16 protein-coding genes are annotated in these 13,688 nt (G+C 71.1%); 13 read left to right on the top strand and 3 right to left on the bottom strand.

The genetic code is table 11. The features are described 5' to 3' along the window. Positions 1 to 4: 4 nt before the first annotated feature. Positions 5 to 736 carry a phosphoglyceromutase gene (locus FB557_RS02745; RefSeq protein ID WP_144855408.1) on the top strand — a complete coding sequence of 244 codons (732 nt, stop codon included), beginning with the start codon at positions 5 to 7 and terminating at the stop codon, positions 734 to 736. A 39-nt stretch (positions 737 to 775) separates the two neighbouring features. On the opposite strand, the gene phoU is transcribed toward FB557_RS02745, so the two are convergent. Continuing rightward, positions 776 to 1,432 (bottom strand): phosphate signaling complex protein PhoU, encoded by a 657-nt coding sequence (gene phoU / locus FB557_RS02750; RefSeq protein WP_144855409.1) that lies wholly within the window; start codon positions 1,430 to 1,432, stop codon positions 776 to 778. A gap of 185 nt (positions 1,433 to 1,617) precedes the next feature. On the opposite strand from phoU, the gene FB557_RS02755 reads away from it, so the two are divergent. Both FB557_RS02755 and FB557_RS02760 read left to right on the top strand, forming a co-directional pair. Further along, a complete protein-coding gene (locus tag FB557_RS02755) occupies positions 1,618 to 2,805 on the top strand; it encodes a sensor histidine kinase (protein ID WP_144855410.1) in 1,188 nt (395 codons plus the stop codon). After that, a complete protein-coding gene (locus FB557_RS02760) occupies positions 2,802 to 3,482 on the top strand; it encodes a response regulator transcription factor (RefSeq protein WP_144855411.1) in 681 nt (226 codons plus the stop codon). The genes FB557_RS02755 and FB557_RS02760 overlap by 4 nt, the downstream gene beginning before the upstream one ends. 63 nt (positions 3,483 to 3,545) lie before the next feature. Here the strand turns inward: FB557_RS02760 and FB557_RS02765 are convergent, their stop codons facing one another. Next, positions 3,546 to 4,067 (bottom strand): hypothetical protein, encoded by a 522-nt coding sequence (locus FB557_RS02765; protein ID WP_144855412.1) that lies wholly within the window; start codon positions 4,065 to 4,067, stop codon positions 3,546 to 3,548. A 378-nt stretch (positions 4,068 to 4,445) separates the two neighbouring features. Here FB557_RS02765 and FB557_RS02770 point away from each other — a divergent pair, with 378 nt between their 5' ends. The 6 genes from FB557_RS02770 (at position 4,446) to FB557_RS02795 (ending at position 8,594) form a co-directional block, all read left to right on the top strand. Continuing rightward, a complete protein-coding gene (locus FB557_RS02770; RefSeq protein ID WP_144855413.1) occupies positions 4,446 to 4,928 on the top strand; it encodes a CarD family transcriptional regulator in 483 nt (160 codons plus the stop codon). Next, positions 4,925 to 5,650 (top strand): 2-C-methyl-D-erythritol 4-phosphate cytidylyltransferase, encoded by a 726-nt coding sequence (gene ispD / locus FB557_RS02775; RefSeq protein WP_246074341.1) that lies wholly within the window; start codon positions 4,925 to 4,927, stop codon positions 5,648 to 5,650. Before FB557_RS02770 ends, ispD begins: the two co-directional genes overlap by 4 nt. 108 nt (positions 5,651 to 5,758) lie before the next feature. Beyond that, on the top strand, positions 5,759 to 7,279 hold the full coding sequence (locus FB557_RS02780; protein WP_170236157.1) for an alpha/beta hydrolase: 1,521 nt from the start codon (positions 5,759 to 5,761) through the stop codon (positions 7,277 to 7,279). 74 nt (positions 7,280 to 7,353) lie between these two features. Beyond that, positions 7,354 to 7,779 (top strand): LppA family lipoprotein, encoded by a 426-nt coding sequence (locus FB557_RS02785; protein WP_170236158.1) that lies wholly within the window; start codon positions 7,354 to 7,356, stop codon positions 7,777 to 7,779. 21 nt (positions 7,780 to 7,800) lie between these two features. Further along, complete coding sequence (ispF, locus tag FB557_RS02790; RefSeq protein ID WP_144855416.1) at positions 7,801 to 8,307, top strand: 2-C-methyl-D-erythritol 2,4-cyclodiphosphate synthase; 507 nt, start codon at positions 7,801 to 7,803, stop codon at positions 8,305 to 8,307. A gap of 5 nt (positions 8,308 to 8,312) precedes the next feature. Then, the gene (locus tag FB557_RS02795) at positions 8,313 to 8,594 is read left to right on the top strand and encodes a YrhK family protein (protein WP_144855417.1); all 282 of its coding nucleotides are present in this window, start codon (positions 8,313 to 8,315) and stop codon (positions 8,592 to 8,594) included. On the opposite strand, the gene FB557_RS02800 is transcribed toward FB557_RS02795, so the two are convergent. Next, on the bottom strand, positions 8,591 to 9,313 hold the full coding sequence (locus tag FB557_RS02800) for a type 1 glutamine amidotransferase (RefSeq protein ID WP_144855418.1): 723 nt from the start codon (positions 9,311 to 9,313) through the stop codon (positions 8,591 to 8,593). The genes FB557_RS02795 and FB557_RS02800 overlap by 4 nt on opposite strands. A gap of 95 nt (positions 9,314 to 9,408) precedes the next feature. Here FB557_RS02800 and FB557_RS02805 point away from each other — a divergent pair, with 95 nt between their 5' ends. From FB557_RS02805 to rlmB, 4 genes are all read left to right on the top strand, one after another. Continuing rightward, positions 9,409 to 10,497 carry an S-(hydroxymethyl)mycothiol dehydrogenase gene (locus FB557_RS02805; RefSeq protein ID WP_144855419.1) on the top strand — a complete coding sequence of 363 codons (1,089 nt, stop codon included), beginning with the start codon at positions 9,409 to 9,411 and terminating at the stop codon, positions 10,495 to 10,497. Further along, positions 10,497 to 11,156 carry an MBL fold metallo-hydrolase gene (locus FB557_RS02810; RefSeq protein ID WP_144855420.1) on the top strand — a complete coding sequence of 220 codons (660 nt, stop codon included), beginning with the start codon at positions 10,497 to 10,499 and terminating at the stop codon, positions 11,154 to 11,156. The genes FB557_RS02805 and FB557_RS02810 overlap by 1 nt, the downstream gene beginning before the upstream one ends. A gap of 107 nt (positions 11,157 to 11,263) precedes the next feature. Further along, positions 11,264 to 12,697, top strand: a complete 1,434-nt coding sequence (cysS, locus tag FB557_RS02815; RefSeq protein WP_144855421.1) for a cysteine--tRNA ligase — start codon at positions 11,264 to 11,266, stop codon at positions 12,695 to 12,697. Then, positions 12,697 to 13,647, top strand: coding sequence for a 23S rRNA (guanosine(2251)-2'-O)-methyltransferase RlmB (gene rlmB / locus FB557_RS02820; RefSeq protein ID WP_144855422.1), 951 nt, complete (start codon positions 12,697 to 12,699; stop codon positions 13,645 to 13,647). The genes cysS and rlmB overlap by 1 nt, the downstream gene beginning before the upstream one ends. The last annotated feature ends 41 nt before the right edge of the window (positions 13,648 to 13,688 follow it).

Raw genomic sequence — 13,688 nt, forward strand, 5'->3', positions numbered from 1 at the left:
CGCCATGTCCACTCTGATCCTGCTGCGTCATGGCCGTTCCGACTGGAACGAGAAGAACCTCTTCACCGGGTGGGTCGACGTCGACCTCATCGACGCCGGCCGCGAGGAGGCCGTCCGCGGGGGCGAGCTCCTGGCCGAGTCGGGACACCTGCCCGATGTCGTGCACACCTCGCTGCTGCGCCGGGCGATCACCACGGCCAACATCGCCCTCGACGTGTGCGACCGGCACTGGATCCCGGTGCGGCGGGACTGGCGGCTCAACGAGCGCCACTACGGCGCGCTCCAGGGGCTGGACAAGGCCGCCACCCGCGAGCTGTACGGCGAGGAGCAGTTCATGACCTGGCGCCGCGGCTTCGACACCCCGCCGCCCCCGATCGAGCTCGACAGCGAGTACGCCCAGACCGACGACCCGCGGTACGACGGGATCGAGATCCCCCGCACCGAGTGCCTCAAGGACGTCATCGAGCGGCTCATGCCGTACTGGGAGGGTCCGATCCGCGAGGACCTCGACGCCGGGCGCACCGTGCTCGTCACCGCCCACGGCAACAGCCTGCGGGCCCTGGTCAAGCACCTCGACCAGATCAGCGACGACGACATCGCCGACCTCAACATCCCGACGGGCATGCCCCTCGTCTACGACCTCGGGGAGGACTACCTGCCGACCCGACCGGCGGAGTACCTCGACCCCGCCGTCGCCGAGGCCGAGGCGGCCAAGGTGGCCAGCCAGGGCCGCTGACTCCCTTCGATAACGCGAAGGGGGACGACGGGCGAGGAGTCAGTCGTCGCGGTCCTGGAACTCCTCGCCGGTGACGAGGTAGCGCACCCGGCGAGCGACCGAGACGCCGTGGTCGCCGAACCGCTCGTAGTAGCGGCCCAGCAGGGCCATGTCGACGGCCGACTCGGTCCCGTGCTCCCAGTGACCGTCGACGAGCTGCTCGTAGAGCCGGCGGTGCAGCTCGTCGAGCTCGTCGTCGATCCGCTCGAGGTCCTCGACGACATCGAGGTCCTGCGTGCGCAGGCAGGTACCGACCTGGTCGACGATCCGCAGGCAGATCTGGTTCATCTCCCGCACGATCGGTTGGATCGGCTCGGGCACCGCGATGTCGGGGAAGCGAAGGCGGGTCAGCTTGGCGACGTGACGCGCGAGGTCCCCCATCCGCTCGAGGTCGGCCGACATGCGCATGGAGGTGACGATGGTGCGCAGGTCGGTCGCGACCGGGGACTGCCGGGCCAGCAGGTCGACCGCGTGGGCGTCGAGGATGGTGCGCAGGTCATCGATGCCGCGGTCCTCGTCGATGACCTGCTCGGCGAGCTTGACGTCGCCGCGCAGCAACGCTTCGGTGCCGCGCTGGATCGCGACCCGGACGCTGCTGCTCATGCCGACGAGGTCGTCGGTGATCTGCTGGAGCTCGTCGTGGAAGACTTCGCGCATCGGTCGGTGTGCTCCTTGGTCGGGAGGCGGGAGGGGTCGGGTCGACTGCGTCGCGATCGACGTCGTGCATGCTGGCGCACCGATATGAACGGGTGTCGGCGCGCAGATGAACATCAGGCCGGGCCGCTGCCGCTGACCGCGGCAGCGCCTCAGAGTATGACCAGCCAACGCGTACTCTCGGTGACGTGGACCCGACGATCGCGGCAATTCTCGGTGGAGTCGCCGGGCTTGTCATCGCCGCGCTCGCCTGGTGGGCACTGACCTCCAGCGATCGGGAACGCTCCGAGCCCGCGCCGACGGCGCCCTCGCTGCCGGCGGGCGTCGGGGATGTCCTGGCGGTCCTGCGCTCGAGCGGGATCGTCGTCGACGGCGAGGACCGGGTGGTCAACAACTCGCCGGCCGCGGTCGCCCACGGGCTGGTCCGCAACCGTCGGCTCGCCCACCCCGCCCTCGCCGAGCTGACCGAGGCGGCACGCGCCGACGGCGTGATCCGAGAGGTCGAGCTCGAGCTGCACCGCCCGGGTGACTCGCAGGGGGCGCCGGGCACCTTCGTCCATGCCCGGGTCGCCCCGCTCGGTGACCGACACGTGCTCCTGCTCGTCGAGGACATGACTCAGGCCCGCCGGGTCGAGGCGGTCCGACGCGACTTCGTGGCCAATGTCTCGCACGAGCTGAAGACCCCGGTGGGGGGTCTCGGCCTCCTCGCCGAGGCCGTTCTCGACGCCCGTGACGACCCCGAGGCCGTGACCCGGTTCGCGACCCGGATGCAGGTCGAGTCCCAGCGGCTGTCGAGCCTGGTCAAGGAGATCGTCGACCTCTCCCGACTGCAGGGGGCGGAGGTACTCAGTACTGCCCAGCGGGTCGATATCGAGAGGGTGGTCGACGAGGCGCTCGACCACCTTCGCGTCACTGCCAACGCGAGGCGGATCAGCCTGGCCGACAAGTGCGCCGACGAGCTGTACGTGCTCGGCGACCACGCGCTGCTCGTCACCGCGATCAGGAACCTCGTGGGCAACGCCATCGCCTACTCCGACGAGGGGACCCGCGTCGGTGTCGGCGCGCGGCTCGTCGGGGAGATGGTCGAGATCACCGTCACCGACCAGGGTCCGGGCATTCCCGAGCACGAGCAGGAGCGCATCTTCGAGCGCTTCTACCGCATCGACGCGGCCCGCTCGCGCGCCACCGGGGGGACGGGCCTGGGCCTGGCGATCGTCAAGCACGTCTGCGCCAATCACGGAGGGGACATCTCCGTGTGGAGCGAGCCGGGCGAGGGATCGACCTTCACCGTCCGGCTGCCCGCCGCACCTGAGACGATCGCGGCCCACCGTGAGCAGGACCAGTCCGGAGAGCACGAGAGGGAGCACGCCCGATGACCCGCATCCTGGTGGTGGAGGACGAGATCTCGTTCTCCGACCCGCTGTCCTACCTCCTGAGCAAGGAGGGCTACGACGTCGAGGTGGCCGACAACGGCCCCGACGCCCTCACCGCCTTCGACAGCGAGGGTGCCGACCTCGTCCTGCTCGACCTCATGCTCCCCGGGCTGTCGGGGGTCGACGTGTGCCGGGCGCTGCGGCAGCGCTCGAACGTGCCGGTGATCATGCTGACCGCCAAGGACGGCGAGATCGACAAGGTCGTGGGTCTCGAGATCGGGGCCGACGACTACGTGACGAAGCCCTACAGCTCCCGCGAGCTGCTCGCCAGGATCAAGGCGGTGCTGCGACGCAACAGCGAGCCCGAGGAGCTGCTCCCCTCAAGCATCGAGGGCGGGCCGGTCCGGATGGACGTCGAGCGCCACGTCGTCTCGATCAACGGCGAGCAGACCTCGCTCCCGCTCAAGGAGTTCGAGCTGCTCGAGATGCTCCTGCGCAACTGCGGCCGGGTCCTGACCCGCGTGCAGCTGATCGACAGGGTGTGGGGGAGCGACTACGTCGGGGACACCAAGACCCTCGACGTGCACATCAAGCGACTCCGGGCCAAGATCGAGCCGGACCCGGCCGCCCCCCGCCACATCGTCACGGTGCGAGGGCTGGGCTACAAGTTCGAGGACTGACGTCCGCTGCCGGGCGCCGGCGGGTGCCGGTCGTGAGTGCCCGCGGACGCTCAGGAGCGCCCGTCAGTGCTCCTCGTCGTGCGACTCGGACTCGGTGGGCGTCGGAGTCCAGCCCTCGGGCGCGTACTCCTCGTAGTAGCCGGTCGGGTCGAGGACCGGGACGTTGGCCGGGGTGCTGTCCGACCCGTCCACGGCGACCGACATCGGGAGGACATCGCCCGGGCCCTGCTCCAGAGCGTCGAGGGTGATGGGGTCGCCGTCCTCGGACAGCACCACGAGCGAGCGGGCGGGGATGCTCGCCTCGACCTCCTTGCCACCGGCCGCGGCCATGGTGACGGTGGCGTCCTCGCTCGAGGAGTTCTCCACCACCCCGGTCACCGTGGCTGCCTTGCCGGCGCCCGCGCTGACCAGCGCGAGGTTGCGGACCTGGACCGGGCCGAGGTCGACGGGCACCCCGTCGGAGGGCTCCATGGTGTTCATGGTCTCGACGGGTGAGGTCGCGCTGCAGGCGGAGGCGGCGCCGACGGAGACGGCAGCGGCGAGCGCGGCGGTGACCTTGCGGGCGCGGAGTGATGACGGCTTCACGCGGGACAGCCTACCGGCGCGAGGCGTGGCGGATGAGGTGGTCGCCCGACCTCGGTGATCGCCCGTGCCTCACCGGGACGTGACACCACCGGGACGTGACACCGTCAGCCCTCGCCGCCCCTGCCCGAGGTGACTCGCGGGTACGACGACACAGGTCCCGCCCCGAGCCCTGCCGCCCCGGCCTCGACGGCGAGATCACCGACGCAGCGGACGCACTTATGTCGTCCGGCCCGCGACGACCCGGTGACAACAAAAGGACGTCACCCCCTTCGCCCGGCTCGGTCAGGCTGGGCGCGAAGGGGGCAGCGCGCCTTCGCGGCCCGGGAGTCAAGCGACACGCCGTGGTATTCTGATGGCCGCGAAAGGGGTTTCCTTCATATGAGCTTTCAGGTCGGCGAGACGGTCGTGTACCCGCACCACGGGGCGGCCCTCATCGAAGAAGTCAAGACGCGCACCATCAAGGGCGAGGAGAAGCAGTACCTGAGGTTGAAGGTCGCCCAGGGCGACCTGACCATCGAGGTCCCGGCGGAGAACTGCGATCTCGTCGGCGTCCGCGATGTCGTCGACAAGGAGGGCCTCGACCGGGTCTTCGAGGTGCTCCGTATGGCGCACGTCGAGGAGCCGACGAACTGGTCCCGCCGCTACAAGGCCAACCTCGAGAAGCTTGCCTCCGGCGACGTCATCAAGGTCGCCGAGGTGGTCCGTGACCTGTGGCGCCGCGAAAAGGACCGCGGCCTGTCCGCCGGTGAGAAGCGGATGCTCGCCAAGGCCCGGCAGATCCTCGTCTCCGAGCTCGCGCTGGCGGAGAAGACCGACGAGGACAAGGCCGAGGTCATCCTCGACGAGGTCCTCGCTTCTTGACCGACGCTCGCACCGACGACGCCCACGCCGAATCCGGCGTGGGCGTCGTCGTCGTGGCGGCCGGCTCAGGCACCCGGCTGGGCGCCGACGTCCCCAAGGCGTTTGTCGAGATCGACGGCGTCACGCTCCTCGAGACAGCCCTGGACGGGGTGCTCGCGTCGGGCGTGGTCGACGAGATCGTCGTCGTCGCTCCTGCGGGGTGGGAGGCCCGGGCCCAGGAGTGCGTGGACCTCGCGGCCTCCTGCCCGTGCGCCCACCGCACGGCGGTCGTCACCGGTGGCGCGGAGCGCACCGACTCGGTCGCCGCCGGCCTGGCGGCGCTATCCGGCGATCTCGACGTGATCCTCGTGCACGACGCGGCCCGCTGCCTCGCCCCGCCGGAGCTCTTCGGCCGGGTGGTCGCCGCCGTGCGCGGCGGTGCGGCGGGCGCCGTGCCCGGACTGGCGGTCGTCGACACCATCAAGATCGTCGACGCGCGGGGGGTCGTCACCGGGACGCCGGCCCGCGCCGACCTGCGCGCGGTGCAGACGCCGCAGGGCTTCTCGGCGCCCGTGCTTCGGGCGGCGCACGCCGCGGGGATCCAGGCCACCGACGATGCCGCGCTCGTCGAGGCGCTGGGCCACGAGGTCGTGGTCGTCGAGGGCCACCCCTTGGCCGCCAAGATCACCACCCCCGAGGACCTGCATCGGGCGCGAGCTCTCAGCGCGGCCCGAGCGGACTGAGCGAGGCGCCCGGCGGAGCGCCCTCGTGCTGCGTCCGGGCGAAGGGGAGTCGTCCCCATGGCGCATGGCGGTCATCGGTCGTACCGTGCGCCAGGGGAGAGAGGTGCGATGACGCTTACGCACGGTGCCGATACCGAGGCGCTTCGGCGCTCGGCCGTCACCCTGGACCGTCTCGCGCAGCGGGGAACGACGGCCGGCAACGACGTCGCTCGGGCTGGCGCGCGGTTGCGTGACGCCTGGCAGGGGCCGGACGCCGCTGACTTCGCCGCGCGCTCTCGGGCCGCGAGGCGGGACATCGAGATCGCCGTCGACGCCATCCGGATCGCTGCCAGAGACCTGCGCGGGCAGGCCGAGGCGCAGGAGAAGGCCAGTACGGGCAGCACGGCAGGGGCATTCGTCGGTGGCGGGTTCGGTGGTCCGGCATCGCAGCGCTCGGGTGCCACCTCCGGCGGTGCGGCGTCGCCCCGGCCGCTCGACCAGCTGACCCCTCCCGCGTCCGGATCCGCTCCGGTCGACAACGCGACCTGGTGGGCGGGCCTCATGCCAGCAGAGCGCGCATCGGTCCTGGCCGCCCACCCGGAGTGGTTGGGCAACCGGGACGGGATCCCCTTCGACGTCCGCGACCAGGCGAACCGGGCCTACCTGCCGGTGCTGCGCGCCGATCTCGAGGCGCAGCGGGCAGCCCTGACCCAGGGGGGCGACGACGCCGTCGCGAACTGGGTGGGGGTCGGCGACCAGTACCGGTGGCTGCAAGAGCGCTGGGACGGCGCTGAGACCTGGCTCAGCGGTGACCCGCTCATCCGCAGCGAGCTCGATGACAAGATCGCCTCGCTCGACGCCGTCGAGCGCACCGCGGCGCTGCCAGACCGTCAGCTCGTCGAGCTCGACGCATCCCGGGACCGGATGGAGGCAGCCATCTCGGTCGGGAACATGCAGACGGCCGACCATGTCGCCGTCTTCACACCCGGGCTCACCTCGACGGTCCAGGGCAGCCTCGAAGGATATGACGGCGCCATGGCCTCCCTTCGAACCAAGGCGATGGAGGACCTTCGAGCCGCAGGACGTGGGGACGAGAGCATCGCCACCGTCACCTGGATCGGTTATCAGGCGCCCCAGCTCGACGGCAGCGTGGTCTTCGGTGAAGACCGCTCGGTCACGAGCAACGCCATGGCACGCGAGGGAGGCGTGCAGCTCGCGGCCTTCGACGACGGAATCGTGGCCGCACGTCCAGGTGACGACCCCCACCTGACGAACCTCGGGCACTCCTACGGCTCGACGACGACGAGTTCCGGCTTGCAACGCACAGAGTCCGTCGACGACGCCGTCCTCTTCGGCTCGCCCGGTCCGGACAGCGGCTGGCGTGACTGGTTCCTCGGCTCGACACCGGACCATCGGCTCGACCAGCAGCATATCTACGTCCTGGAGAACGACAGGGACGTCGTGGCCGACCTCGAGTACTTCGGGCGGGACCCCTCACGCGATCCACACGGCTATACCCACCTGAGCACGCAGGACTCGGACTACGGTCACCGCACGATTGGCCACAGCTCCTACCTGGAGGAGCGGTCGACGTCCCAGCACAACATGTCCCAGGTCGTCATCGGAGGTACGAGGATGGTCCAGAGGTGAGGCGGGCGGCGCTGGTGATGATGCTGTGCCTGATTGCCGCGTGCGGGCAGACGACGGACGGGAAGGACGGAGCCATGGAGCCGAAGCAGGAGCTGGAGTCGCGACCGCGCGCCGCGGAGCTCCACGAGCGATACCTCGCAGCCATGAACGACCTCCAGACCCAGCTGAGCTCGCAGGTGCCGGGGGTGTCGTTCGACCAGGACCCGGCCCCGGAGACCGAGGCAGGCTGCCAGGCACCCTTCGACGGGCTGGGCGGCGTGTCACGCAGTTATCTCGGCGGGGCGAGCACCGACGACTTCGACCACTCTCGGTGGCCGCAGGTCGAGCAGGTCGCGGAGGCGGTGATGAGGCAGCACGGGTTCACGGCCGACAAGGTCGTCATCGCGGACGACGCGGACTACCACAAGGTCTCGTGGTTCGACGAGTACGGCAGCGACTTCAGCGTCAGCGCCGAGGTCCGGGTCGCGTCGTCGATCGTCGGTGCGTGCGCCCTCCCATGACCCATCCGGGAGACTGACGGCATGACGCAGCTGCCACAGGTCGGGATCGGGGTCGACGTCCACGCCTTCGCCGCGGAGGACAGCGGCCGCGCGCTGTGGGTCGGGGGGATCGCCTGGCCGGACCAGGTGGGGCTCGAGGGGCACTCCGACGCCGACGTGGCCTGCCACGCCGCGTGCGACGCGCTCTTCTCGGCGGCCAACATCGGGGACCTCGGCGCCCACTTCGGCACCGCCCGCCCCGAGCTCTCCGGTGCGAGCGGGGTGACCCTGCTCGCCGAGGCTGCCCGGCTCGTCCGAGCCGCAGGCTTCGAGATCGGCAACGTCGCGGTCCAGGTCGTCGGGAACCGGCCGAAGATCGGGACTCGCCGCGACGAGGCCCAGGCGGCGATGAGCCAGGCCTGCGGCGCCCCGGTATCGCTCGCCGGCACCACCACCGACGGTCTCGGCCTCACCGGGCGCGGTGAGGGGTGCGCGGCGATCGCGACCGCCCTCGTCGTTGCGACCGACCCGGCCCGGGCCGCAGACTGAGCGCCATGGGCGAAGCACCGCGCGAGCTGACCATCCGGATAGGGCGCGAGGAGCTGCAGATCCGCCGCGGCTACGAGACCCTCTCGATCATCAACGACTTCTGCGCGGGTCTGCTCTTCCTCGTCGGCAGCATCCTCTTCTTCTGGTCCGAGACGACCACCCTGGCCGTCTGGCTCTTCGTCATCGGATCGGTGCTCTTCTGCCTGCGCCCCGCCATCCGCCTCGCCCGGCGGATCCATCTCGGCCGGATCGGCGCGCAGGCGCCGGAGACCGCGCGGGACTTCTAGCCGGCCCCCAGCAGCCCGGCCCACGCCGCGACGACCGGCCGCCACGCGGACTCGACCTCCGGCTCGCGGCGCTCGACCTCGCCCAGGACCGAGGGCAGCTCCTCGACGGCGCAGCCGGTCAGTCCCCCTTCGCCCGCATCGGTCGCCGCCCAGCGCTCCACCTGCTCCCGCCCCGCCTCGGGGTGGCCCTGGATCCCCCAGACCGTCGGGGCGAAGCGGGCCATGAGCAGGTCACCGCGGTCGTTGACCGCGAGCGCCGTGCTGCCGTCGGGGAGCGCGAGGACGGCGTCGTCGTTCCACTGCGGCACCCAGGCGGAGTGCGGCAGCGCAGCGGCGACCGGGTCCGTCGCCGCCTCCTCGCAACGCGTCACCGTGCGGGCGCCGACCGTCTGACCCACGGGGTTGCGCCCGGTGCGACCGCCCAGCGCGAGTGCCGCCAGCTGATGCCCGAGGCAGATGCCCAGCACCGGATGCCGCTCTCGGGCCGCACGGGTGATGAGCGCGCGCACCGCAGGCAGCCACCGCGCCCGCTCGTCCTCGTCCGCACCCATCGACCCGCCGAGCACGACGAGGCCGTCGCACTCCCCGAGGTCCTCCGGGACCACGTCGCCGAGGTACGGCCGCACGATCGCCAGCTCTACCCCTTCGCCCTCGAGCCAGCGCCCGACCGCTGCCGGCGGGCAGCTCTCCTGGTGCTCCACGACAAGGACACGCGTCATAAGCGGATGCTAACGAGCCCACCCCGCACTTGCCGACCAGCGCCCCCTTCGCGCAAGGATGGGGGCACGCACGCGATCAGGTGAAGGAGCCAGGCATGCCGCAGACAGTCCAAGGAGTCATCGCGAGGTCGGAGGGGGCCGACGTCGAGATCGTCGACATCGTCGTGCCCGATCCCGGCCCGGGGGAGGCCATCGTCGCGGTGCAGAGCTGCGGGGTGTGCCACACCGACCTGCACTACCGCGAAGGGGGGATCACCGACGACTTCCCCTTCCTCCTCGGCCATGAGGCGGCCGGCCGGGTCGAGTCCGTCGGCGAAGGGGTGAGCGAGGTCGCCCCGGGCGACTTCGTCGTCCTCAACTGGCGAGCCGTGTGCGGGGAGTGCCGCGCTTGCGCGAAGGGGGAGCCGCAGTACTGCTTCGACACCCACAACGCCGAGCAGAAGATGCGGATCGCCGACAGCGGCGAGGAGCTGACCCCGGCGCTGGGCATCGGCGCCTTCGCCGAGAAGACGCTCGTCGCGGCGGGGCAGTGCACCAAGGTCGACGAGTCCGCGGACGCGGCGGCGGTCGGGCTGCTCGGGTGCGGGGTGATGGCCGGCTACGGTGCCGCGGTCAACACCGGCGGGGTCACCCGGGGTGACTCGGTCGCGGTGATCGGGTGCGGCGGTGTCGGCGACGCGGCGATCGCGGGCGCGCACCTCGCGGGGGCGACGACGATCATCGCGGTCGACCTCGACCCGCGCAAGCTCGAGACCGCGAAGGGCTTCGGCGCGACCCACACGATCAACGGTGGGGAGGAGGACGTCGTCGAGCGGATCCGGGAGCTGACCGGAGGCTTCGGCGCCGACGTGGTGATCGATGCGGTCGGGCTGCCCGAGTCCTACGAGCAAGCCTTCTACGCCCGCGACCTCGCCGGGACCCTCGTGCTCGTCGGGGTGCCGACGCCGGAGAAGACGGTGACCCTGCCAATGATCGACATCTTCGGGCGCGGCGGCGCGCTGAAGTCCAGCTGGTACGGCGACTGCCTGCCAAGCCGGGACTTCCCGATGCTCGTCGACCTCTATCAGCAGGGCCGCTTCGACCTCGACGCCTTCATCACCGAGCGGATCGGTCTCGGTGACGTCGAGTCCGCCTTCGACAAGATGCACTCCGGTGACGTGCTGCGCTCGGTGGTGATCCTCTGATGGCCGACGAGCAGCTGCCGACCAGCCCGGGCGGGGTCCGGGTCGAGCGCGTCATGACCTCGGGGACCTTCGAGCTCGACGGTGGCTCGTGGGAGGTCGACAACAACGTGTGGCTCGTCGGTGACGACGAGGTCTGCGTCGTGCTCGACGCCGGGCACGAGGTCGAGCCGATCCGGGAAGCGGTGGGGGAGCGTACTCTCGAGGCGATTGTCTGCACCCACGCGCACAACGACCACGTCAACGCCGCCGCCGAGCTCGCCGACGCGCTCGGCGCCCCGATCGTCGTGCACCCGCACGAGCGGGAGCTGTGGGAGATGACCTATCCCGACCGGGTCCCCGACGAGGACCTCACTGAGGGACAGGTGATCACCGTCGGTGACGTCGAGCTGCACGTGCTCCACACCCCTGGGCACGCACCGGGCGCGTGCTGCCTGCATGCGCCGGCGCTCGGGGTGCTCTTCTCCGGCGACACCCTCTTCCAGGGCGGGCCGGGGGCGACCGGGCGCTCGTTCTCCGACTTCGACACGATCATCGAGTCGATCAAGGACAAGCTCTTCGCTCTGCCCGATGAGACGGTCGTGCTCACCGGCCATGGCGAGCGCACGACCATCGGTGACGAGCGCCCGCACCTGCAGGAGTGGATCGACCGGGGGGAGTGAGCTCGCCGCTCCCGGGCTGGTTCGAAGAAGGATCGTCACCTCGAGGTGACGATCCTTCTTCGACTGGGCGAAGGGGGTGAGGCGAGATGCCACGTAGGCTTGACCGGGTGACGCTGCGCCTCTACGACACCGCCACCCGTGAGCTCAGGGATTTCGAGCCGCTGACCCCCGGACGGGTCGGCATGTACATCTGCGGCCTGACCACCCAGGGCGCACCGCACATCGGGCACCTGCGCTTCGCCGTTGCCTTCGACGTGCTGCGCCGCTGGCTGGTCCGCGGGCACGGCCTCGAGGTCACCCTGGTCCGCAACGTCACCGACATCGACGACAAGATCCTGCGCCGGGCGGCCGACACCGGCGAGCCGTGGTGGGCCCTGAGCTACCGCAACGAGCGGCTGACCTCGCAGGCCCTGGACACCTTGGGCGTCCTCCCGGCCACCTACGAGCCCCGGGCGACGGGACACATCCCGGAGATGGTCGAGCTGATCGAGCTGCTCGTCGACGCCGGGCATGCCTACCCGGCGCAGGACGGCAGCGGCGACGTCTACTTCGACGTGCGCAGCTGGTCGCGCTACGGCGAGCTGTCCAACCAGGACCTCGACGACATGGTCGCCGCCGACGACGCCGACCCGAGGGGCAAGCGCGACCCGCGCGACTTCGCGCTGTGGAAGGGGGCGAAGGGAGAGGAGCCGGCCACCGCGAGCTGGCCCACCCCCTTCGGTCGCGGTCGCCCGGGATGGCATCTCGAGTGCTCCGCGATGGCCCGCAAGTACCTCGGCGACACCTTCGACATCCACGGCGGGGGGATCGACCTGCGCTTCCCTCACCACGAGAACGAGCAGGCCCAGTCCCGCGCCGCCGGGCTCGACTTCGCCCGGCTGTGGATGCACAACGGCTGGGTGACGGTCCAGGGCGAGAAGATGGGCAAGAGCCTGGGCAACGCGCTCGAGGTCTCGGTGCTGACCCAGGAGCACTCGCCCCTGACGATCCGCTACTTCCTCACCGCCGCCCACTACCGCTCGACGATCGAGTATCACCCGGGGTCGCTGGACGAGGCGGAGTCCGCGGTGGAGCGGATCGAGGGCTTCCTGCGCCGGGCGCTGCCGGGGGTGAGCGTCCTCGATGGTGACGTCGAGGTCGAGATCCCCCACGACTTCGCCGAGGCGATGAACGACGACCTCAGCGTGGCCAGCGCCCTGGCCGCCGTGCACGATCTCGTGCGCGCGGGCAACATCGCCCTCGACGAGGGGGACGACGAGGAGGCGGCGGACATCGCCCACCGGGTCGTCGCGATGACCGACGTCCTCGGGATCAACCCGCTGGCGTCCGCGTGGACCGGTGGACCATCGGGCGATGACGCCCAGCTGCATGCAGCGCTCGACGCCCTCGTCCGCCTGCAGATCGAGACCCGCGAGCAGGCCCGTGCGGCACGCGACTTCGAGACCGCCGACAGGATCCGCGACGCGTTGACCGAGGCCGGGATCAGCGTCGCCGACACCGCCGGCGGTGCCCGGTGGACACTTACCGGGAAGGACAGCTGATGGCGGGCAGCAGCAGGCGTCAGGGCGCGGTGCGCCGCAGCGGCACGAAGAAGGGCATGGTCGTCGGGTCAGGCGGCCAGCGCCGTAAGGGGCTCGAGGGCAAGGGCCCGACGCCCAAGGCGTCCGACCGCCCCAACCACAAGGCGTACAAGCAGAAGCGTCCCGCCGGGCGCAAGGCCTCCGGCCGGCCGGCGCCTCGTCGCAAGACCGGTGGGACCGAGGTTGTGGCCGGGCGCAACCCCGTGGTCGAGGCGCTGCGAGCCGGCATCCCCGTCTCGACGATGTACGTGGCCGGTCGGATCGAGAGCGACGACCGCGTGCGTGAGGCACTGACGATCGCGGCGAACCGGGGACTGGCGGTGCTCGAGACCCCCCGCACCGAGCTCGACCGGATCACCGACGGTGCGGCCCACCAGGGCCTGGCGATCCAGGTGCCGCCCTACGACTACGCCCACCCCAACGACCTCGTCGACACGGGTCAGGACGGACCGGCCCTCGTCGTCGCGCTGGACGGAATCACCGACCCGCGCAACCTCGGGGCGATCATCCGATCCGTCGCGGCGTTTGGCGGCAGCGGTGTCGTCGTGCCGAGCCGGCGGTCGGTCGGCATGACCGCGTCCGCGTGGAAGACCTCCGCCGGTGCCGCGGCGCGGGTCCGGGTCGCCCAGGCGGGGAACCTCACGAGGGCCCTCGAGGACTACCGCAAGCAGGGCCTCTTCGTTGTCGGGCTCGACATGGACGGCGATGTCGAGCTGCCCGGCCTCGAGCTGGCGACCGAGCCGCTCGTCGTCGTCGTTGGCAGCGAGGGCAAGGGCCTCTCCCGGCTGGTCCGGGAGACCTGCGACCAGGTGGTCTCGATCCCGATGGCGAGCGGCACCGAGTCGCTCAACGCCGGCATCGCCGCGGGTGTGGCCCTCTACGAGGTGGCCCGCCGCAGGGAGCACGCCTGACCGGCGGCGCGCCGGTGGGGGATCTGCGAAGGGGTGGGAAG

The sequence above is a fragment of the Marihabitans asiaticum genome (genome assembly GCF_007828725.1).
Lineage (GTDB): Bacteria > Actinomycetota > Actinomycetes > Actinomycetales > Dermatophilaceae > Marihabitans > Marihabitans asiaticum.